Here is a 21,275-nt window from a genome sequence, read left to right as displayed (position 1 = left end):
TCGACTCGCCCCCGCTGGTCGACTCGCCCCCCGCTGGTCGATACGCCGGCTCGCAAGCTCGCAGGCTACTCGACCAGCGGACGGGGTGCTCCTCGATCGGGTGGCGGCGAACGGAGTGAGTAGCGAGTGGGTGGTGAGCTGTCAGCGCAATGACGCCGCGAGTTCGGATCGTGACCGCAGGCCGAGCTTCGCATAGATCCGAGTCAGGTGATATTGCACCGTCTTCGGGGAGATGTAGAGTTCGGCGGCGACCTCTCGATTGGAGAGGCCGCGCGCGACCAGAGCGGTGACCGCTTCTTCCTGCGGGGTCAGCCCGACTCGGTCCGGATCGACGCGCGAGGTGGTGAGGCCACCCGCCTTGAGTTCGCGCTCGCACCGCTCGACATAGGTGGTGGCGCCGAGCGACAGATAGATCTCGCGAGCCGTGCCGATGACAGCATCGGCGGCCCGGCGTTTGCCTGCCCGGCGCAAGGTCTGTCCGTATGCGAAGTTGACTCGCGCCAGGTCGTAGCGCAGGGGCAGCCCGTCGAGGAGCTCCAACGCCTCATCGAATGTCCTTCTGGCAGCATTGATGTCGCCGGTGGCGCCAAGGAGGCGGCCGCGCGCATATTTGACGCGAGCACCCGCGGATCGGTGGCCGCGTTCGGCGATCCGGTCCTCGTATGAGCTGAGCAGGTTGTCGGCGGCATCGAGGTGACCGTCGACGACGAGCGCGTTGGCCAGCACGTCGACCCAGGGCCACCAGCCCGGCTCGGCGAGAGCCGGCACGTCCTGGGCCATGTGGACCAACGGCTCCAGGGTCCGACGGACCTTGCCGTAATCGGCGGCGGCCTCGGCGAGGTGCGCTCGGGCGAGCACCGCGGGGATGCGCATGATCTCGTAGTCGCCGATGCCCGTGGACGCCTCCGCGATGCTGCGTTCGGCGTCGTCCCAGTTGCCTCGCAGCGAATGGATCTGGGTGGCAGTCCAGTTCAGCAACGGGGTGGCGAGTTCGATCCCGCTGGTACGGGCGATGGCGCGTCCCTGCTCGACCGACAGCAGCGCTGGATCCCAGTCGCCGGTGAGAAACTGCACGCGCGCCAGCCATCCCAGGGCCCACAGCGAGATCCTTCTCGAACCACCGAGATTGGCCATCGACACGGCTGTCTCCAGGTGGCTGCGCGCGGCGTCGACATCGTCGAGGCCGAGTTCGAGCCAGCCGCGACCCATCGTCGCGCGTTGCGCCTGGGCGCCGAACTTGATGCGGTCGGTGAGTGACGTGTATTCGGCGACGGCTTCGTCGGGATGGCCCGACCAGGCCAGCCCGAGACCGCGGATTGCGGCCGCCTCGATGCCGGCCGGGGACTGGCTCCCTGCCATCGCGATGGCCCGGTCGGCCCATTGCACGAGTTCGGATCCCTGACACCGGACCAGGTTGTGCAATACATAGCGTTGCGCGATCACGGCGGCCGTGTCAGGTTCGCGTTCGAAGTTGACGATCGACCAGGCGCGGTCCAGCCGGACCCGAGCTTCTGCCGATCGGCCTCGCAGAATTGCGAGATACGCCAGGGTGGCGTTGCGCATCGGGGTCTCCCGAAGACTCTCCACCAGCGGAACCAACGCACCGGCGCCGACACAGTCGCCCGCGGCCAACAGCGCGTCTGCCGCCTTGGTGACCCGCACATCGTGGAGGAGTGGGTCGGCAGTGAGGCGGCCGGCCTGCCGGAAGAGTTCGGCTGCCTCGGCCCACGCGCCCTCGGCGCCGCGCTGCTGGGCCAGTCGATCGAGATCGTCGGCCAGAGCCGGATCGGCAGTGGGTGTGGCGGCAACCTGGTGATGCAGGCGGCGCGCGGGGTCGGTGACGATCGACGCGGCACGTCGGTGCGCGTCTCCGACCGCACGGACACCCATGACCTCCAGGATGGCCGTCTGGACCATCGAATCAGCCAGGTGTGGTTGGGTTTCCGCGGGTGTCAGGCCAACCGGATCGACGACGAGCCCGCTCGCGAGCGCTTCGTCCATTGCGCTCAGTGGATCAACGTCGATCTCGGCGAGTGTCACGGCGGTGTCGAGCGTGTCGGCATCATCGAGGATCGCCAGCGCCTCGACCAGTGAGCGTGCGGGCGCACTGCACGCCGCGAGTCGCGCACGGATGTCGTCGACGACGTAGGAGGGAGCGGGTAGCTCCTGATGGGCACTCGACCACACAGAGCTGGGCAATTCGTCGAAAAGGGCGATGACGGCCCGCGGGTTGCCGCCGGTGTGGCGGGTCAGGATGTCGACCATGGTGGGGTGAAGGGCGAGTCCGCGGGTCGCGGCGAGTTCGGCGACAGCGGTGGTGTCCAGCCCGGTGAGGTGGATCTGGTCGGTCAGGAGATCGGCGAGTGGCATGGTCGCATGGGTCATCGCCGCGACGATCAGGAAGCGGAGCGATCGGTGGGTGCGCGTCAGGCTGATGAGTGATTGAAGTGATTCGGCATCTGCGTGCTCGGCGTCGTCGATGACGATCAGGGTCGGCTCGACCTCGTCGAGAAGGGTCCCCAGGACGTCGACGGGGTCTGTGTCCCCGGAAGGCCCGGCATCCTGGATGAGCTGGCCCAGGATGCCTCCCGCGTTAGCGGTCTCCCACGGCGCGGCCTGTGCCCACAGCGTGCGACCCGTGTCGCGTCGATCCTGGTGCAGCCGCGTGAGTCGAGCAAGCAGCGTGGTCTTGCCAATCCCGGCCTCCCCGCGTACGAGGACGAGATCGGGGCCCGTGGACGTGTCGAAGCGGGCCTGGAGTTCGCTGAGCTCTCGTTCCCTCCCAACACATTCCGACGTGACCATCATCGCTTCATCTTACGATGAACGGTCGATCACATCGGATGGATCAATGCGGAAGTTGCTGCGCGAACGAAGGGACAGAACAACAAAACGCCGCGCGAGACGAGTCTCGCGCGGCGTTCGAAGTGTGTGTGATCCTTAGAGCACGGTCACCGATGTCGCCTGAGGTCCCTTGGGGCCCTGCTCGACTTCGAATGTGACACGCTGCTGCTCCTCGAGGTTGCGGAATCCGCTACCTTGGATCGCCGAGTAGTGGACAAAGACGTCCCCACCGTTGCTGTCATCGGGAGCGATGAAGCCGAAGCCCTTTTCGCTGTTGAACCACTTGACGGTTCCTTGAGCCATGATTCTGGATACTTCTCTCTGAATATGCACGCGGTATTCATGTGAATGTCGCGGCTAGAGCATGGCAGAATTTCGGACGAAAAGCAAAATCGGAGGGATTCCGATCTTCTGAAGCGGCATCTCTTCGCGCGCTACCCGAACTCCAATTCCTCAGCGAGATAGTCGTTTTCGCGTTTGGCCACCCGATTCTCGTCCTGGGCGCATGTGAAATTCTCCAAGAACACACGGAAATTGGGATCTCGAATCGGCATGTCAGGACGTGCGCCGCCGGCCGGACGAGGCCACCGACCGGCGACGCCGGGGATCAGCCCAGATCACCGCCCGCCACCGGGAGAACGGTCCCGGTGATGTAGGACGCCTCATCCGACGCCAGGAAGCAGATTGCGGCGGCCTGCTCGTCGAGCGTGCCGTAGCGGTGCATCAACGACGCCGACAACGTCTGGTCGATATGGGCCTGATACCAGTCGGCCTCGGTCGCGGTGGTCGGCTGCGGCGTCCCGCGTGAGATGCGACGCGGCGGCGCCTCGGTCCCGCCCGGCGCGGTCGCGACGACGCGGATACCCGAGTCGGCGTATTCCATGGCCAGCGACGCGGTGATCGCGTTGATGCCACCCTTCGCCGCCGAATACGGGATGCGGTTGATACCGCGCGTCGCCGCCGACGACACGTTCACGATGACACCACGGCCACGGTCGATCATCGACGGCAGGACCGCGCGACAGGCGAACAGCGTGGTCATGAGTGAACGGTCGATCTCCGCGCGGATCTGCTGATCGGTGAACTCGGTGAACGGCTTGAAGTTGATCGCCCCGCCGACGTTGTTGATCAGCACGTCGACACGCCCGTACTCCGCGATCGCGGCGTCGATCACCGCGCCGGCGCCGTCGTAGTTTTCGAGGTCGGAGATCGCGGCGATCGCCCCCGGCCCGGTCGACGCGAGTTCGTCGGCGATCTCCCCGACGTACTCGGACCGGTCGGCCAGCACGAGTCTGCCGCCCTCGGCGCTGATCCGCCGCGCGGTCTGGGCGCCGATACCCTGTGCCGCACCCGTCACGACGACGACCTTGCCGGCGAACCGACCAGGCGTCACGAAACGTGGCCGACGGGCGGCCATCTCGTCTTCCATCGCACGACGCATGGTCTGCTTGGAACGGTCGGCGTGCGCAGTGATGAGCGCGCGGGCCGCATCCCGGTCGCCGGACTCGAAGGCCGCGACGATGTCAATGTGGTCCTGCGCGCACAGCGGATGACACCAGGTGGCGTTGCGCAGCACCTCGCTCATCCGGCCCTTCACCCCGAGTGCCGAATACGCCTCGAGCAGATGACTGTTGCCGGTGAGGGTGAACAGGTAATCGTGGAAGTTGGCGTTGGTCTCGGTGTACTCGGCGGCGTCCACAAATCGGTCACCGTCGACGAACGGCAATGTCGCCTCGGCGAGCAGCCGGTATCCGGTCAGTTGGCGGTTGGTGAGACGGCCGAAGGTCAGCTCAAGCGCACCGAGTTCGAGGGCGGCTCGCGCCTCGAACAGCGCATCGGACTCGTGGACTCCCGGATGCTCTTCGCCGATCTGGTAGCCCTGGGACCCGACCGTCGCGGTGCCCGGAACCGACTCTGCGACAACCTCGTCGGCCGGCGGCGGGGGAGCGGCGCTCGGTTCGGAGGCGTGAAGCGGATCGATCTGGCGCGCGCCGAAGACCTCCTGGCCGGCGATGGCCCGCGCCGGGACGGGAACCAGCGCGCCCTCATCGGGATCCAGCGTCGACTCCGAGGCGTCGGCGGTCCAGACCTGCTGTCCGGCGATCCGCAACCGGGTGTCGTCGTCGGCCGGGACTCTCGCCGACACAGGCCAGGGCTCGATGTCGGTGGGCGGCAGCGTCATCTGTCCGGCTATCGCGCGCGCGTCGCCGACCGGGAGGATGGCCTCGTCGGCGCCTGCCGTCGTCACCGATACGGTCGTGTCGGAGGGGATCTCGGCGACGGCCGCCGCAGCGGGAACGGCCAGCGCGAACTTCTCGTAGTAGAAGCCGACCGGCTCGATCTCGGCGTCGGCGACGTGCTTGCGCACCGACTCCACCATCGGTGGGGGGCCGCAGAGGTAGATGGCGACGTCACCGTCGTAGAGGTGCTCGGGCTCGATGAGGCTCATCACGTAGCCCTTGTTGACCGCCGAACTGTTGGGGTCGGAGACACAGTGATCCCAGCTGAATCCGGGGAGTTCGCGGGTGAAGTTCTCGATCTCGTCGAGGGCGACGAGATCGGTGTCGGTGGACACCCCGTAGATCAGGTGCACTTTGCGTCGGCTGTTGTCGTCGTGCAGTTTGCGCAGCATCGACAGGATGGGTGCGAGCCCCGTACCGCCGGCGAGCAGCAGGATCGGACGGACCGACTCACGCAGGAAGAACGATCCATGCGGTCCGGTGAAGGTGATGGACTCGCCACGCTGCGCCCGTTCGGTGAGATAGGTCGACATCGCGCCACCCGGCGTGATCTTGACCAGGAAGATCAGGCGTTCCTCATGCGGACCGTTGGCGAACGAATACGACCGGGTGACGTTGCCGCTCTCACCGTTGTCGGTGCCGGGCACGGCGATGTTCACGTACTGGCCTGGTAGGAACGCCAGATCAGCCCGATTGGGGATGGTGATGCCCACCCGCATCGTCGACTCCGACAACCGATCGAGCTCGACGATGGTCCCGGTGAACGTCGCGGCCTGGGTCTTGGCGATATCGGAGGTCGCCGAGATCTGCAGCACCAGGTCCGACTTGGGTTTCATGCAGCAGGGCAGGGCGTACCCGGCGGCGGATTCGTCGTCCGACAGTGCATCGGAGATGTAGGTTCCGCCGTCGTAGTCGCCGGATTCGCAGAACGCCTTGCACGTTCCGCAGGCACCGTCGCGGCAGTCGAGCGGGATGTTGATGCGCTGTCGGTAGGAGGCGTCGGCGACGGTCTGGTCCTCGCGGCAGGTGATGAACCGGGTGACACCGTCCTCGAAGGCGAGTGCCACCTGATGGGACGGGGCATCGGTGCCGGCAGGTGCCGTGGCGTCGCGGTCTGTGGTGACGGTCATCGGGTGCGTCCTAGAAGTGGTAGATGTCGACGACGTGATGGATGTAGTCGTTCTTGAGCACGATCGTCTTGCGTCGGATCAGTGGTGATTCACCCGAGAAGTCGATCGTGTAGAACGACGTCCCGTAATAGGGGTCGATGGTGTTGTAGCGGAAATACATGGTGTGCCAGTTGAATCGGACGTCCACGAGGTCGCCGCGACGCTCGATGACCTCGACGTTGGTGATGTTGTGGCTGGTGCGCGGCTCCGGCAGCGAGGTCGCCGACGACCGTTCGGTGCGGATGCGGAACACCCGATCCTCCAGACCGCCCTTGTTTCCGTAATAGATGAGGGAGATCTCGCGCTGTGGGTTTTCGGTCAGTCGGTCGCTGTCGTCCCACGACGGCATCCAGTAGACGACGTCGTCGGCGTAGCACTCGAGCCACTTCTCGAACTCGCGGTCGTCGAGATAGCGGGCCTCGCGATAGAGGAACTGCTCGATCATGTTCTGGGTGATGAGCTTGTCGGTGTTGGTGGTTGTGGGCTGGGTGGAGGTCATCGAATCATCCTGTCTGCGAGATGTCTTCGGGGAGTGGTCTCGATACGCCGCTCCTTCGTCGCGGCTAATCGACCAGCGGTCAGGAGGCCGCTGCTTCTTCCGCGTCGGCGGCTTTGCGCATGGTCTCGAGCCAGTAGCCGTGTTGCACGGGGTAGAGGCCCTCGTCCTCGTTTTTCACACCGGCGGAGACGATTCCCGTCATACCCAGGCTTTCGGCCACCGGGTCCGGCCCCGAGAGCCAGTGCTCGGCACCGCGACTCATGTCGTTCCACGGCGCGGCCTGTGCCCGGAAGGTGAGCTGGCAGGAACGGAACTCCTCGAGATCGTCGGGCGTCGCCATGCCGGAGGCGTTGAAGAAGTCCTCGTACTGGCGGATACGGTGTGCGCGTGCCGCGTCGCTCTCTCCCTTGGGTGCGATGCAGTAGATGGTCACCTCGGTCTTGTCCGGCGCGATCGGTCGGAAGTGCCGGATCTGCGTGGAGAACTGGTCCATCAGGTACACGTTCGGGTACAGGCACAGGTTGCGCGAACCCTTGACCATGAACTCGCCCTTGGCATCTCCGAACTTCTTCTTGAGTTCGTCCATCTTGTCCCACAGTGGCCGGTCCTGGGGGTTGGCGGCCCAGGTCCACAAGCAGAGATGACCGTTGGGGTAGGACCAGTAACCGCCACCGGATTTGCCCCACCCGCCGGCGTCGAGTGCCTTGGTGTCGTTCTTGGACTCGCCGGTGCTGCGCCGGGAGGTGGTCGCGGCATAATTCCAGTGCGTCGCGGTCACGTGGTAGCCGTCGGCGCCGTTCTCCGCCTGCACCTTCCAGTTTCCGTCGTAGGTGTAGGTCGACGCACCGCGCAGCACTTCCAGCCCCTCGGGCGACTGATCGACGAGCATGTCGATGACGACGCGGGTATCGCCGAGGTGGTCGTCGAGTTCCTGTACGTCCGGGTTGAGGCTGCCGAAAAGGAATCCGCGGTAGTTGCCGAACTTCGCGACCTTGGTCAGGTTGTGGGAGCCATTGACGTTGAAGGTTTCCGGGTAGCCGGCGCCCTCGGGATCCTTCACCTTGAGCAGCGTGCCGTCATTACGGAACGTCCAGCCGTGGAACGGGCATGTGAGGGTCATACGGTTGTCGGTCTTGCGGCGGCAGATCATCGCACCGCGGTGCGCGCACGCGTTGATCAGGCAGTGCAGCTCGCCGTCCTTGTCACGCGTGATCATCACCGGCTGCCGGCCGATGTAGGTGGTGAAGTAGTCGCCCGGGTTGGGTACCTGGCTCTCGTGTGCCAGGTAGATCCAATTGCCCTCGAAGATGTACTTCATCTCCAGTTCGAAGATGTCCTCGTCGGTGAAGATCCGACGGTTGGCCCGGTAGATGCCGGCTTCCCGGTCGTCGATGACGGCATCGGCCAGGACGGAGTGCACGTGCTGCAGGTTGTCGGTGATGGACGCTGTCATGGTCTACCTCCAAGGATGTGGGCTGTCTCTTGCACCTTTCCACTGCGTGGCATCAGTCACACCGGGTTAATTACTAGTCCTGACCTAGCATGCGATTGATAATAAGAATCGATCAATAACGTCAACACCTGTCCTTGTCTCGTATGGATCAACGTCCTACGGTGGATACAAGCGTGGCGCCGATCACATCGGGGATGCCACCGTGTTCAGGACAGAGGAGGTCGGTCGTTGGAGCTTCGGCACCTACGCTACTTCGCGGCCGTGGCCGAGACCTGTCATTTCGGGCAGGCCGCGGTGCAACTGCACGTCGCGCAGCCGGCGCTGTCCTACGCCATCCGGCAGCTCGAGGCGGAACTCGACGTCACACTGTTCACCCGCACCACCCGTCAGGTGTCGCTCACGCCGGCCGGTGAGTACCTGAAGGTCGAGGCCACACGCATCCTGGCCGACGTCGACGACGCGGTCGACGGTGTGCGACGAATTGCGGCGGGCCGTAGCGGACTGGTCCGCGTCGGCCTCACGGGTATCGCGGCGTTCTCGCACCTCCCGCGCATCGCGCGGGCGGTCAAACGCGAGTTGCCCGACGTCGACCTGCAGGTGCGCTCGGACATGCTGACGCCCGTCCAGTGCGAGGGGCTGCGGAGCCTGGAACTCGACCTCGGCCTGCTGCGTCCGCCCGTCGTCGGTGAGGGCATCGCGGTGCGCACCATCGACATCGAACCGATGGTGCTGGCCGTGTCGGTCGATCATCGACTCGCCGTCGAGCCCGTCGTCTCCGTCGACGACCTCCGCAACGAGATGTTCGTGATGTACGACAGCCGGGATTCGGCCGTCAACGACGCGGCGATCCGCAGCTGTCACCGCGCCGGTTTCGTGCCGCAACGAGCCCACGAGGCCTCGGGGACCTCGGTCCTGCTGGCGCTCGTCGCCGCGGGTCTGGGCGTGGCCGTGCTGCCGGGATCGGTGCGGTCGCTGCCGCTGGAAGGGATCGTGATCCGGGAACTGGTCGACGGCGGCACAGTCGAACTGGCATTGGCGTGGCGCACCGGCGAGGACAACCCCGTCGTCGAAGGTGTCGCCGATATCATCATGTCCGCCTTCGCGCTCGAGGCAAACGTGGGAGAGAACCTGTGAAAATTACTGCGGTGGAGGCGATTCCGTTCGCAATCCCGTACATCAAGCCACTGAAATTCGCATCCGGCGAAGTGCATGTCGCCGAGCATGTGCTGGTGCGAGTACACACCGACGACGGTGTCGTGGGGGTCGCCGAGGCGCCACCTCGGCCGTTCACCTACGGCGAGACGCAGGACGGCATCATCTCCGTCGTCGAGAAGATCTTCGCCCCTCAGGTGATCGGCCTGACTCTCCTCGAGCGCGAGGTCATCGGCGCGCGAGTGGCCCGCACCGTAGGGAACCCGACCGCGAAAGCGGCACTGGACATGGCGATCTGGGATGCGCTGGGCAAGACGCTGGGCCTGCCGGTGACCGATCTGCTGGGCGGCTACACCGACCGCATGCGGGTCAGTCACATGCTCGGGTTCGACGATCCCGCCACGATGGTCGCCGAGGCGCAGAAGATGCGCGACACCTACGGCATCAGCACCTTCAAGGTGAAGGTCGGACGCCGGCCGGTGGGCCTGGACATCGCGGTGGTCCGCGCGCTGCGCAACCATTTCGGCGACGACGTGGAGCTCTATGTCGACGGCAACCGCGGGTGGACCGCAGCCGAATCCGCGCGAGCCATGCGGGAGATGGACGATCTCGGGCTGCTGTTCGCCGAGGAACTCTGCCCCGCCGACGACGTGCTCGGACGCCGCTGGCTCGTCGGGCAGATCGATGTACCGTTCATCGCCGACGAATCGGTGCCGACCGCGGCCGACGTCACCCGCGAGATCCTGAGCGGGTCGGCCACGGCGATCAGCATCAAGACCGCCCGCACCGGCTTCACCGGGTCACGTCGTATCCACCACCTCGCCGAGGGACTCGGACTGGAAATTGTAATCGGCAATCAGATCGACGGTCAGGTCGGCACCGCGTGCGCGCTCGCGTTCGGCGCGGCATTCCAGACGACCTCGCGCTACGCCGGTGAACTCTCCAACTTCCTGGACATGAGCGACGACCTGCTGGCCACCCCGTTGCAGATCCGCGACGGCTTCCTGCACCGGTCGTCGCGGGCTGGCATCGGTTTCGAGATCGACCCGGACAAACTAGACCACTACCGACAAGACCGGTGACCCAGCGAGATTGGAGTACGACACGACCATGCTCTTCCACGTACGGATGGACGTCGAGATCCCTCACGACCTGGACCCGGATATCCGGGCCGAGACCGTGGCACGGGAGAAGGCGTACTCGCAGGAGCTGCAGCGGTCCGGTAAGTGGCCGCACATCTGGCGGATCGTCGGCGAGTACTCGAACTTCTCGATCTTCGACGTCGCGGACAACGACGAACTGCACGCCATCCTGTCGGGGCTTCCGTTGTTCCCCTACATGAACATCAAGGTGACCCCCCTGGCCACCCACCCATCTGATATCGCTGCGGGCTGACCGGCCCTCACCCGAAGCGTCAGCCCTCAGGCCAACACAAAGGAGTAGCAACAATGAGCACAAGTTTCGAATCCGAAGTCACCGCGAAGGCCGCCGAGTCCGGTGCCGAGGCCTCGGCGCGCTTCCAGGAGCGCATGGCCGCGGCCGGTGGACGGTCGGGCGTCGTCGACACCGCGCGCGTCAACTATCTGGCCAGCAAGGTCATCAAGGGCCTCAACGACATCGTCATCGAGGACAAGGTCTCCTACGAGGAGTACAACGCGCTCAAGGCGTGGCTGATCAAGGTCGGCGCCGACGGCGAATGGCCGCTGTTCCTCGACGTGTGGCTCGAGCACTCCGTCGAAGAGGTGGCCAGCGCACATCGCGAGGGCAGCAAGGGCACCATCGAGGGGCCGTACTACCGCGAGGGTTCACCAGAACTCGAGTGGAACGGAACCATCCCGATGCGCGACGACGAGCCCGGCAACCCGCTGGTGTTCTCCGGACAGGTGCGCGCGGTCGACGGAACCCCGTTGTCGGGCGCCAAGATCGAGCTCTGGCATGCCGACGATCTCGGCTTCTACTCGCAGTTCGCGCCCGGACTTCCGGAATGGAACCTGCGCGGCACCTGGATCGCCAATGAGGACGGCCGATTCGAGATTCACACGCTGCGCCCCGCGCCGTACCAGATCCCGACCGACGGTGCGTGCGGTCAGCTCATCGCCGCCGCCGGCTGGCATGCGTGGCGTCCGGCGCACCTGCACTTCAAGGTGAGCGCTCCGGGCTACGAGCTGATCACCTCGCAGCTCTACTTCCCCGGTGACCCGCACAACGAGGACGACATCGCCTCGGCGGTGAAGCCCGAACTGATGCTCGACGTGAAGGACAACCCGGCCGGCGAGGGCTTCGTCACCGAGTACGACTTCGTGCTCGATCCCGAGAGCTGATCGCACGACAGCGCGGGCCCCTTCGTCGGTGACGAAGGGGCCCGCGCTCTGCTGTTGTGGCGCAGGTGGATACGTCTCTCATTTCGTTCGCGCGCTTTCCCGCTGATCGAGTAGCGTCCGAGGCGCCAGCCGAGATCGAGACCACTTCCCAGCGGCGAACTACTTACGCGCAGACGACGGAACGTAGTGCAGCCCACGGAACCTGGCGCTGCTCGCGAACACGGATGAGTCGGGCTGGACGCCGCGGTGTCGGGCCATCCGCAGTGCCAGACGAAGCAGCATCTTGATGTCGCGCGGGGTGATGTCGGGGAAGCCGCCGACCAGGTCGTCGAGGAGATCCTCGTCGAGGGTCACGTCGTTGCCGGCTGCGAGGATCTGCCAGACCTGCCGGGCGTCCTTGGGTCCCGGCGGCTGGTACTCGATGACGGCCGCGCATCGCGCCAGGATGGCCTCGTCGACGCCGTCGATGCGGTTGGTGGTGAGGAACAGCAGGCCGTCGAAATACTCCAGGGTGCGCAGGAATTCGGCGACGATCGCGTTCTGGCCGAGGTCTAGTCCGCGCTCCATCACGAACACGTCGGCCTCGTCGAGCAGCAGGACGGCATCCCAGCGCTTCGCACGGTCGAAGATCACCTCGAGGTTCTTGCGCACCAACTCCGCGGTGATGCCCAGCGAGCCCGAGTGGATCGAATACAGAGGCCGGCCGGTGACCTCGGCGTAGACCTCTGCGGTGAGTGTCTTCCCCACGCCGGGGCGACCCTTCGCCAGAATCACGTTGCCGGCGGACTTGCCGTCGATGATGTCGCCGGTGAAGACCGAGATGTCGGTGGTGAGGATGTTCAGCAACTCGCGCTGGTCGTCGGGCAGGACGAGTTTGTCCTGCAGGTGCGCGTCGTAGGCGTACTCGGTGAGGTCACCGGTGTTCACGTCCAGGAAGTCCTGCGCGCCCAGATCGAAGACCCGCACCGCGGTGATCACCGGCACTGAGCCGTACTCTTCGGCCGAGAAAAGGATCGACGGTGCCACCATCCGGAGCGCGGCGATCTCTTCGGGTGCGACGTCGTGGACGACCTTCCGGTTCTCGCGTTTGTTCGGTGCGCGGTAGTCGTCTGTGCGGATGGCGCGGCCGCTGAAAGTGTACTGCTGTCCGAAACCGTCGTCGATGATGCTCTGATACTCGTCACGGCGGGCCTGGTATTCGGCCTTCAGGTCCGCGGTTTCCTTGTACGCACCTCCGGCGACCAACACATCGGCAGGCGATTTCCCGACGATCTCGGTCTCCTCGAAATACAGCACACGAGGTTTGCGGGAGGGGCGCTTGACGGTGGCGTTGTCGGCCTCCATCGTGAACTTGATCCGCGGTCCGTGCGTACGGTCCGCGTGCTCCATCGTGAGATTCATGACGAGATAGGGATGTAGATACCCGTCGGACTCGCGGACATACAGCCAGCCGTCGATGAGGTCGTGACGCAGAAAGCTGCGGAAGATCTCGGTGGCCGCGTCGATGTGCGGGATGACCGGGAAGCTGCCGGCCCGCGCGGCTTGGATGGCGGTCACCGCACGGGCGAACGAATCCTCGGCGGTCTCCCGGGCGGTGGCCACGAGGTCGGCCAGCGCGGCGTCGGTGAGGTCCCGGTCGACGATGGCCATCTCCGGCGACCGCCACGATCGGGCCTGTGTGCGGGCGGCCGCGAGATCGTCGGAGGACGTGGCCGCGACCAGGCTGGTGGGTGCAACGAGCATGGTGTTCCTTCGTCGGGCGGCCGTGGCGGCGGGCGGGTATCCTGCCAGGCTATCCACAGGATTTGTTCTGCACCAGTATTCAATTTGCGCGTCACTGATACACGTTGTTTATGAATGGCGGGGGCGGTCGGGCCGGACTGATCCACCTATGCTGGCCGTGTGGAATACCGCTTCGAGATCGTGGCGCTCTTTGTGTCGCCCGCGCACGCTTACTTCGGGCGGCCCAAGGACGGACCGGCGGATGCCGCCGAGACGTTCGCGCCGGATCAGGTCGATGTCGTGGCGGACAAGGGGATTCGTGGGGACCGGTTCTTCGGCGTGCGCGCACACACCGAGGCTGCGGCCACGTTTCTCGCCATCGAGGCATGGCAGGCGGCGGCCGGTGATGTCGATCCGGTCGTCGCGCGCCGCAACATCGTGGTTCGCGGTCTCGAGCTTGATCCGCTGCGCGGACAGGACTTCGAGATCGACTCCGGTGATGGTGGCATCCTCTTCCGAGGTGGTCGTCCCGCGCATCCGTGTGCCTGGATGGACACGATGGCGGGCCACGGTGTCCGCAAGGCACTCATAGGTCGCGGTGGCCTACGGGCACAACCGCTGTCGTCGGGGGTGCTGCGTCGGGGGCTCGCGGTGATCAGAGTCGACGTCGAACTCGATGCAGCTCGGGCCGCCGCCCAGGTGCGGCGCGCGCAACCCATGTGAGTCGAGCGCAGCCGGGTCTCCCAAGAAGTGGGTACGAGCTCCATCCCGTGCACGATCGGCGCCGGGGCGCGCACGGTCGACGAATCCGAACTCGTCGACCGTGCACAGTTTTACGTCGACCGTGCGCCCCCGACTTGGCGCGGGCGCACGGTCGACGGTGGGGTGCGCACGGTCGACGGAATTCGCCTGGGGAGGTGTGCGCGGTGGACCGGGTTGGGGGAAGTGTGGGCTGGTGCGGGTGTGCGCGTCAGCCGACGAGCGATCGGAGGAAGAACTTCAGGTTCGCCGGCTTCTCGGCCAGGCGGCGGACGAAGTAGCCGTACCACTCGGTTCCGTAGGGGATGTAGACCCGCACACGACGCCCCTCGGTCGCCAGTCGCACCTGCTCGTCAGTGCGGATGCCGTAGAGCATCTGGTGTTCCCACGAGTCCGGAGCGCGATGGCATTCGGTCGCGAGTTCCTGCGCAGCGCCGACCATCGTCGGGTCGTGGCTGGCCACCATCGGATATCCGTTGCCTTTCATCAGGATTCGGAGGCATCGCAGGTATGATTCGTCGATTTGGTCGCGTCCGGTGAACGCGACGGTGGGCGGCTCGGCATAGGCCCCCTTGCACAACCGGATCCGCGCCCCCGACGACGCGAACTCACGGCAATCGTCCTCGGTGCGACGCAGATAGGCCTGCAATACCGTACCGAGATCGTCGAACTCGCGTCGCAGCGACCGCACGATGTCGAGTCGTTCGTCGACGCTGGAATGGTCCTCGGCATCGACGGTCACCAGCACCCCGGCGGTCCGAGCCTCGGCGCAGATCATGTGCGCGTTCTCCTCGGCGATCTTGCGGCCGTGCCGGGGCAGGGTCTGGCCGAGGGCGGTCAGCTTGAGCGAGACCTCCAACGAGCCCGGCGCGGGCGCAGGGAGCTGTGCCATCTGCCGGATCAGGGAAAGGTACGCCTCCACGGTCGCGGTGGCCTGGGCCTCCTCGGTGGTGTCCTCGCCGAGGTGGTCGATGGTCACCGACAACCCCTGCTCGAGGGACTCCCGGATCGCCGCCAACACGTCGTCCTCGGTCTCGCCGGGCACGAACCGCTCGACGACGCGCCGGGTCACCGAGAGTCGCTGTGAGGTTTCCTTGATGCGCTCGCTGCCGGCGGCGGCGGTGATCATCGGACGCAGGGCGGTGTCGAAAAAGGTGCTCATGGGGCGTCTTTCGGTGTCTGAGGGAGTGGTCTCGATACGCCACTCACTTCGTTCGCGGCTACTCCGCCGGATCGAGTAGGTACCGAGCGAAGCGAGGCACCATATCGAGATCGACCGGCGGGGTGGATCACTTCGCTTGTGGCTACTCGACCGGCAATTGGTGTGTATAGCCGGATTCGGTTGGGGGGACGAAGGTTTCCTTAATCGTGCGGGTGGACGTCCACCGCATCAGGTTAGCCTTGGAACCGGCCTTGTCGTTGGTCCCCGAGGCGCGGGCTCCGCCGAAGGGTTGCTGTCCCACGACGGCACCGGTCGGCTTGTCGTTGATGTAGAAGTTGCCGGCAGCCTGCCGCAGCCTCCGTGAGGCCGTGGCGATCGCCGCGACGTCACCGGCGATCACGGATCCGGTCAGCGCGTACTTCGCCGTCGAATCCACCAGCTGCAGTGTCGGTTCCCAGTCATCGTCGTCGAAGACGTGCACCGACAGGATCGGCCCGAAGTACTCGGTCGAGAACGCCTCGTCGGTCGGATCGTCCGACAGCAGCACGGTCGGGCGGACGAAGTAGCCGACGCTGTCGTCGCACTCGCCGCCGACGGCGACGGTCATGTGCGGCGCGGTCTTCGCCCGGTCGATGGCCGCGACCTGCTTGTCGAAGGCGCGGCGGTCGATCAGCGCGCCGCCGAAGTTGCCCAGATCCCGCACGTCGCCGTAGGCCAGTTCGTTTGCCTCGGAGAGTAAATCGTCACCCATCTTCTCCCACACCGACCGCGCGATGTAAGCACGGGAGGCGGCCGAGCACTTCTGCCCCTGATATTCGAAGGCGCCACGGATCATCGCGGTGCGCAGCACATCGGGGTCGGCGGAGGCGTGCGCGACGATGAAGTCCTTCCCGCCGGTCTCGCCGACGAGTCGAGGATAGTTGCGGTACCGGTCGATGTGGCTCCCGACCTCGCGCCACAAGTACTGGAAGGTCTTGGTGGACCCGGTGAAATGGATGCCGGCGAGGTTCTCGTCGGAGAGTGCGACATCCGACACCGCGACGCCGTCGCCGTGGACCAGGTTGATCACCCCGTCGGGTAGCCCCGCGGCGCGCAGCATCTCCATGGTCAGCTGTGCCGAATATGCCTGCGTCGGGGACGGTTTCCAGACGACGGTGTTGCCCATCAGCATCGGCGCGGTGGGCAGATTCCCGGCGATGGCGGTGAAGTTGAACGGCGTGATCGCGAGCACGAAGCCGTCCAGTGGCCGGTGGTCAAGGCGGTTCCACACCCCGGGTGCGGAGTTGGGCTGTTCGGCGAGAATCTCGCGGGCGAACGCGACGTTGAAGCGCCAGAAGTCGATGAGCTCGCACGGCGCATCGATCTCGGCCTGCTGGACGGTCTTGGACTGACCCAGCATCGTCGCGGCCGCGATCTTCTCCCGCCACGGACCGCTCAGCAGGTCGGCGGCGCGCAGCAAGACCGCCGCACGGTCGTCGAACGAGGTGTCGGCCCACCCGGGTGCCGCGGCCATCGCGGCGTCGACGGCGGCGCGCGCGTCGTCGTGAGTGGCATTGGTCATCGTGCCCAGCACCTCGCGATGGGCGTGCGGCTGGACGACGCTGATGCGGTCGCCGCGACCGACCCGAGGAGAACCGCCGATGAGGTGGGGCAGCTCGACGGGTTCGGCGGACGACTGCGAGGTCAGCTCGGCGACGATGCGTGCTCGTTCCGGTGCTCCGGGCGCATAGGTGTGGACCGGTTCGTTGGCGGGGCGTGGGGGAGAGGTGATCGCGTCCATGACGACAGTTCACCCGGCCGCGGCGGCGAAGACCATGTCGGATCGGCAAAACCACGCCCCAGATGATTGTCCGATCAGACAAACACCGTGGATACTGGTCCGTATGACCACACCCGGCGGCGTGACCTTGGGACGGTTGCTGCTCGCTCTCGACCGCACCGTCGCAACGCTGCTCACCGCCCCGCGCGGGCTCGATCAGCGCGTCTCGTCGGCGGCGCTGCTCGACCTCGACGACATCCATCTGGGTCTCGGCCGTGCCGCCCGTGGTGCCGAGCTGTTTCTGTTCGTCGGGGTCCCCGACGACGCGGTGCTCACCTGGCTGTCCGGGCTGGGCACACATGTCCCCGTGGCCATCCTGTGCAAGGCGCCGACGGACGCGGTGATCGGCCGGGCCGAGTCGGTCGGTGTCGCGGTGGTCGGAGTCGACCCGCACGCCCGGTGGGAGCGGATCTATCACCTGGTCACCCGCGTGCTCGACGCCGCGGGCATCGGCGAGGCGACGCCCGGCGAGGAGTCGATGAGGTCCGGGGTCACCGGTGATCTGTTCGAACTCGCCGCGGAAATCGCGCGGCAGACCAACGGGCTGGTCAGTATCGAGGACGAACGATCGCATGTGCTCGCCTACAGCAGCGCGGGCGACGAGGCGGATGAGCTTCGGCGGCTGTCGATCCTGGGCCGCGAGGGTCCGCCGGAGATGATGGCGTGGCTGCGTCAGTGGGGCGTCATGGACGTGCTGCGGACATCGGCGGCGGAGGTCGTCACCGTGGACGAACGCGCGGATCTGGGGTTACGACCACGGCGGGCGGTGGCCATCCGCAGCCCGCGGTCGGTCGGTCCGGGCGAGTTCCTGGGCACGATCTGGCTGCAGCAGGGGCCCTCAGACTTCAGCGACGACACCGACGAGGTGCTCGTGGGCGCGGCGGCGGTGGCCGCCCGGATGATCTCACGACGACGTGACGCCGGGTCCGGGCACGCCGACCTTGTGCGGCGGCTGCTCGGTGTGTGGGGCGAGGTCGTCGACGCGGAGCATCTCGGTGCCGAGCTGGGGATCACCGCCGGCGCTCCGGTCGTCGTCGTCGGGTTCGCGACGCCCATCGATTCCGAACCGGAGGTCGCCGGGGTGGTGTCGGCGGTGACGTTGCACGCCAGCGCCTTCAGCCCGTTGTCGGTGACCACCACGATCCGTTCGAGGATCTACGTGGTCGCCCCGACCGTCACCGTCGACGCCACGGTGGCGTGGGCCGAGTCGGCCTCGGCCGCGGTGTATCGGCATTTCGGGGTGCGGCTGCGGGCCGTCGTCGGCGGGCCGGCCGTGGGGCTGGCCGCCGTCCCGACGGTGCGCACCCAGATCGATCGGGTGCTCGATGCGGCCGCAAACGAGAGTGAACTCATCGCCGACGTGACGACCGTGGCCGATTCGCAGACCGGTGTCCTGCTCGGCGAGATCGTCGCCCATCTGGCCGCCAACCCGGACCTGGTGGACAGCCGAGTCGTCGAACTGGCGGATCTGGACGAACGCACCGGTAGCGACTTCAGCATGTCACTGAGGGCGTATCTCGATCACTTCGGCGATGTACGTTCGGCCGCAAGGGCATTGCATGTTCATCCCAACACGCTGAGGTACCGTATCCGACGATTGCAGGCCCTGACCGGGATGGACCTCGACGACCCGGCGACCCGCCTCGTCGTCGCACTGTCGTTGCGGACCCGGTGACGCCGACAGCGCCACGACCCTCGCGGGTCTGGGCGCTGTCGATGGTCGGCTGCTGAAAGTGGCGCTGTGAGGGCCGTCCGAGGGGATATCCCCTCGGACGGCCACGGCGGGGCCACTTTCAGTCGGCCTAAACGGCCCCGCTCAACCGGCAACCGTCAGAGGATGGTGAGCATCTCGTTGTAGGTCGGCAGCGGCCAGAGGTCGTCGGCGACAACGCCTTCGAGCTTGTCCGTGATCGCGCGTACCGCGGTCATCGCCGGGATCAGCTTCTCGAGCGCGTACTCGGCCTCCGCTTCGACGGTGTCACCGTGGAAGCTGTCGATGGACTCCTCCAGCTCGTTCATCGCCGAGTAGAGATCCTTGATGCTCTTGGTCACCGACATCAGGACCGGGTTCTCCGCCTCGATACCGGCGGCCTTGAGGCTGGCCGCCGTCCCGGCGAGCTCACCCTGATAACGGCTGGCGGCCGGCAGGATCATCGTCTTGGCGATCTCCAGCGTCTCTTTCGCCTCCACGAGCAGCGCGAGGGCGTACTGCTCGAGCACGACCTCCTTGCGTGCCAGCAGCTCCCGATTGCTCAGGATGCCGTAGCGGCTGAGCACATCCTTGATCGCGGGTTCGTCGAACTGCGCCATCGCGTCGACGGTCGTACGCAGGTTGAGCAGGCCGCGTGTAGCAGCCTCCTCCTGCCACTCGTCGGAGTAGCCGTTGCCGTTGAACACCACCTTGCCGTGCTCGATGATGATGCCCTCGAGCAGCTTCTGCACCGCGGCGTTGAACTCGGTGCCGGCTTCGATCTCCTTCTCGAGGAAGCTCGCGACATAGTCGAGCGAATCGGCCAGCATGGCGTTGATCGCCACCATCGGGTCGGCGATGGACTGATTCGAACCCGGTGCGCGGAATTCGAAGCGATTGCCGGTGAAGGCGAACGGGCTGGTCCGGTTGCGGTCGCCGGCGTCGGCCTTGAGCGGCGGAAGCGTGTCGACGCCGAGTTCGAGCACCCCGGTCTCCTTGCTGGCCTTGGCGCCGCCCTTGGCGATCTGGTCGAAGACGTCCGCCAGCTGTTCGCCCAGGAAGATCGAGATGATCGCCGGCGGGGCCTCATTGGCGCCGAGCCGGTGATCGTTGGACGCCGACGCGATCGATGCGCGCAGCAGGCCGCCGAACTTGTGGACACCGCGAATGATCGCGGCACAGAAGACCAGGAACTGCTCGTTCTCATGCGGGGTGTCGCCAGGATTGAGCAGGTTGCCCTGGTTCGAGTTGCCCAGCGAGAAGTTGACGTGCTTGCCGGACCCGTTGACACCGGCGAACGGCTTCTCGTGCAGGAGACAGACCATTCCGTACCGCTCCGCGACGGCCTTCATGGTCGTCATCATCAGCTGCTGGTGGTCATGGGCGAGATTGGACTTCTCGAACACCGGCGCAAGCTCGAACTGGCCGGGCGCCACTTCGTTGTGTCGGGTCTTGGCGGGGATACCCTGCTTGAACAGTTCACGGTCGAGTTCGATCATGAACGCCAACACGCGGTCGGGGATCGCACCGAAGTAGTGATCGTCGAACTCCTGGCCCTTGGAGGGCTTCGCGCCGAACAGGGTTCGGTTCGAGGTCATCAAGTCGGGCCGGGCGAAGTAGAAGTGGCGGTCGATCAGGAAGTACTCCTGCTCGGCGCCCGCGTAGGACACGACGGTGTCGATGTCGTCGTGACCGAAGAGCTCGAGCACCCGCATCGCCTGCTTGCTCATCGCCTGCTGGCTGCGCAGCAGCGGGGTCTTCTTGTCGAGGGCCTCACCGGTCCACGAGATAAAGATGGTGGGGATGCACAGCGTGTTGCCGTTTGGGTTCTCCAGGATGTAGGCCGGGCTGGTGATATCCCAACCGGTGTAGCCGCGGGCCTCGAAGGTGCCGCGGAGGCCGCCGTTGGGGAAGCTCGATGCGTCGGGCTCGCCCTGCAGCAGGGTCTTGCCCTGGAATTCGGCGAGGGAGGCGCCCGACGAGTCGGGCTCCAGGAAGGAGTCGTGCTTCTCCGCGGTGAACCCGGTCAGCGGGTAGAAGACGTGGGCGTAGTGGGTGGCGCCCTTCTCGATCGCCCAGTCCTTCATCGCCACCGCGACATAGTCGGCCAGCGTCGGATCGAGCGGCGCACCCTTGTCGATGGTCGCGGACACGGCCTTGAACACGTGCTTGGGCAGCCGGGCCTTCATCACCGACAGCGTGAAGACGTTGCGGCCGAACGTATCGGCGAGGGGTTCGGGGAAACCGTCGGTGTCCACCGCATAGGTCGTCACTGCTTCGATCGCCTGTCGGCGGGACATGCTGCCACTCATGGGATAACTCTCCTCGTTCGTTTCCTCGGCGCTCGTTTCCTCGGCGGATACGCGAGGTTTCGATGACGTTTTGCAAGCGATACGACGCTATGAGCGTGACGTACCCGGTCCGTTTCCCTTGTGTGACGGGCAT

Annotated in this window: 15 protein-coding genes; 6 read left to right on the top strand and 9 right to left on the bottom strand. The window is 65.9% G+C overall.

Going from position 1 to position 21,275, the window contains the following annotated elements; genetic code table 11:
- Positions 1-141 precede the first annotated feature (141 nt).
- The 5 genes from GORHZ_RS07160 to benA form a co-directional block, all read right to left on the bottom strand.
- Positions 142-2,808 (bottom strand): helix-turn-helix transcriptional regulator, encoded by a 2,667-nt coding sequence (locus GORHZ_RS07160; protein WP_040530527.1) that lies wholly within the window; start codon positions 2,806-2,808, stop codon positions 142-144.
- A gap of 132 nt (positions 2,809-2,940) precedes the next feature.
- Positions 2,941-3,147, bottom strand: coding sequence for a cold-shock protein (locus GORHZ_RS07155; RefSeq protein WP_006331564.1), 207 nt, complete (start codon positions 3,145-3,147; stop codon positions 2,941-2,943).
- A gap of 304 nt (positions 3,148-3,451) precedes the next feature.
- On the bottom strand, positions 3,452-6,214 hold the full coding sequence (gene benC / locus GORHZ_RS07150; protein ID WP_006331557.1) for a benzoate 1,2-dioxygenase electron transfer component BenC: 2,763 nt from the start codon (positions 6,212-6,214) through the stop codon (positions 3,452-3,454).
- Positions 6,215-6,224: 10 nt separating this feature from the next.
- Positions 6,225-6,752 carry a benzoate 1,2-dioxygenase small subunit gene (benB, locus tag GORHZ_RS07145; protein ID WP_006331556.1) on the bottom strand — a complete coding sequence of 176 codons (528 nt, stop codon included), beginning with the start codon at positions 6,750-6,752 and terminating at the stop codon, positions 6,225-6,227.
- A 79-nt stretch (positions 6,753-6,831) separates the two neighbouring features.
- Complete coding sequence (benA, locus tag GORHZ_RS07140) at positions 6,832-8,205, bottom strand: benzoate 1,2-dioxygenase large subunit (protein ID WP_006331555.1); 1,374 nt, start codon at positions 8,203-8,205, stop codon at positions 6,832-6,834.
- A gap of 228 nt (positions 8,206-8,433) precedes the next feature.
- On the opposite strand from benA, the gene GORHZ_RS07135 reads away from it, so the two are divergent.
- Genes GORHZ_RS07135 through catA form a run of 4 tightly spaced genes read left to right on the top strand, consistent with a single transcriptional unit; the run spans position 8,434 to position 11,678 of the window.
- Positions 8,434-9,339 (top strand): LysR family transcriptional regulator, encoded by a 906-nt coding sequence (locus GORHZ_RS07135; protein ID WP_006331554.1) that lies wholly within the window; start codon positions 8,434-8,436, stop codon positions 9,337-9,339.
- Positions 9,336-10,439, top strand: coding sequence for a mandelate racemase/muconate lactonizing enzyme family protein (locus tag GORHZ_RS07130; RefSeq protein WP_040530525.1), 1,104 nt, complete (start codon positions 9,336-9,338; stop codon positions 10,437-10,439). The genes GORHZ_RS07135 and GORHZ_RS07130 overlap by 4 nt, the downstream gene beginning before the upstream one ends.
- 28 nt (positions 10,440-10,467) lie before the next feature.
- Positions 10,468-10,752 carry a muconolactone Delta-isomerase gene (gene catC, locus GORHZ_RS07125; RefSeq protein WP_006331552.1) on the top strand — a complete coding sequence of 95 codons (285 nt, stop codon included), beginning with the start codon at positions 10,468-10,470 and terminating at the stop codon, positions 10,750-10,752.
- A gap of 53 nt (positions 10,753-10,805) precedes the next feature.
- A complete protein-coding gene (catA, locus tag GORHZ_RS07120; RefSeq protein ID WP_006331551.1) occupies positions 10,806-11,678 on the top strand; it encodes a catechol 1,2-dioxygenase in 873 nt (290 codons plus the stop codon).
- A 159-nt stretch (positions 11,679-11,837) separates the two neighbouring features.
- On the opposite strand, the gene GORHZ_RS07115 is transcribed toward catA, so the two are convergent.
- Complete coding sequence (locus GORHZ_RS07115) at positions 11,838-13,421, bottom strand: AAA family ATPase (RefSeq protein ID WP_006331550.1); 1,584 nt, start codon at positions 13,419-13,421, stop codon at positions 11,838-11,840.
- A gap of 159 nt (positions 13,422-13,580) precedes the next feature.
- On the opposite strand from GORHZ_RS07115, the gene GORHZ_RS07110 reads away from it, so the two are divergent.
- Complete coding sequence (locus GORHZ_RS07110; RefSeq protein ID WP_006331549.1) at positions 13,581-14,123, top strand: hypothetical protein; 543 nt, start codon at positions 13,581-13,583, stop codon at positions 14,121-14,123.
- A 247-nt stretch (positions 14,124-14,370) separates the two neighbouring features.
- On the opposite strand, the gene GORHZ_RS07105 is transcribed toward GORHZ_RS07110, so the two are convergent.
- A complete protein-coding gene (locus GORHZ_RS07105; RefSeq protein WP_006331548.1) occupies positions 14,371-15,321 on the bottom strand; it encodes a proline dehydrogenase family protein in 951 nt (316 codons plus the stop codon).
- A 142-nt stretch (positions 15,322-15,463) separates the two neighbouring features.
- Positions 15,464-17,101, bottom strand: a complete 1,638-nt coding sequence (gene pruA, locus GORHZ_RS07100; protein ID WP_006331544.1) for an L-glutamate gamma-semialdehyde dehydrogenase — start codon at positions 17,099-17,101, stop codon at positions 15,464-15,466.
- Positions 17,102-17,204: 103 nt separating this feature from the next.
- On the opposite strand from pruA, the gene GORHZ_RS07095 reads away from it, so the two are divergent.
- Positions 17,205-18,815: a PucR family transcriptional regulator gene (locus GORHZ_RS07095; RefSeq protein WP_006331542.1), complete on the top strand. Its 1,611-nt coding sequence runs from the start codon at positions 17,205-17,207 to the stop codon at positions 18,813-18,815.
- A 155-nt stretch (positions 18,816-18,970) separates the two neighbouring features.
- Here GORHZ_RS07095 and GORHZ_RS07090 read toward each other — a convergent pair whose 3' ends face one another.
- Positions 18,971-21,142, bottom strand: a complete 2,172-nt coding sequence (locus tag GORHZ_RS07090) for a glutamine synthetase III family protein (protein ID WP_006331540.1) — start codon at positions 21,140-21,142, stop codon at positions 18,971-18,973.
- Between the last annotated feature and the right edge of the window lie 133 nt (positions 21,143-21,275).

This window comes from Gordonia rhizosphera NBRC 16068 (assembly GCF_000298195.1).
GTDB classification, from domain to species: Bacteria; Actinomycetota; Actinomycetes; order Mycobacteriales; family Mycobacteriaceae; genus Gordonia; species Gordonia rhizosphera.
The sequence above is the reverse complement of the archived record's forward strand: the minus strand, read 5'-3'. Positions and strand labels throughout refer to the sequence as shown.

Excerpts from the sequence above, each read along its gene's own strand:
- GORHZ_RS07160 (WP_040530527.1), bottom strand. The coding sequence starts at position 2,808 with ATGATGGTCACGTCGGAATGTGTTGGGAGGGAACGAGAGCTCAGCGAA.
- GORHZ_RS07155 (WP_006331564.1), bottom strand. The coding sequence starts at position 3,147 with ATGGCTCAAGGAACCGTCAAGTGGTTCAACAGCGAAAAGGGCTTCGGC.
- benC (WP_006331557.1), bottom strand. The coding sequence starts at position 6,214 with ATGACCGTCACCACAGACCGCGACGCCACGGCACCTGCCGGCACCGAT.
- benB (WP_006331556.1), bottom strand. The coding sequence starts at position 6,752 with ATGACCTCCACCCAGCCCACAACCACCAACACCGACAAGCTCATCACC.
- benA (WP_006331555.1), bottom strand. The coding sequence starts at position 8,205 with ATGACAGCGTCCATCACCGACAACCTGCAGCACGTGCACTCCGTCCTG.
- catC (WP_006331552.1), top strand. The coding sequence starts at position 10,468 with ATGCTCTTCCACGTACGGATGGACGTCGAGATCCCTCACGACCTGGAC.
- catA (WP_006331551.1), top strand. The coding sequence starts at position 10,806 with ATGAGCACAAGTTTCGAATCCGAAGTCACCGCGAAGGCCGCCGAGTCC.
- GORHZ_RS07115 (WP_006331550.1), bottom strand. The coding sequence starts at position 13,421 with ATGCTCGTTGCACCCACCAGCCTGGTCGCGGCCACGTCCTCCGACGAT.
- GORHZ_RS07105 (WP_006331548.1), bottom strand. The coding sequence starts at position 15,321 with ATGAGCACCTTTTTCGACACCGCCCTGCGTCCGATGATCACCGCCGCC.
- pruA (WP_006331544.1), bottom strand. The coding sequence starts at position 17,101 with ATGGACGCGATCACCTCTCCCCCACGCCCCGCCAACGAACCGGTCCAC.
- GORHZ_RS07095 (WP_006331542.1), top strand. The coding sequence starts at position 17,205 with ATGACCACACCCGGCGGCGTGACCTTGGGACGGTTGCTGCTCGCTCTC.
- GORHZ_RS07090 (WP_006331540.1), bottom strand. The coding sequence starts at position 21,142 with ATGAGTGGCAGCATGTCCCGCCGACAGGCGATCGAAGCAGTGACGACC.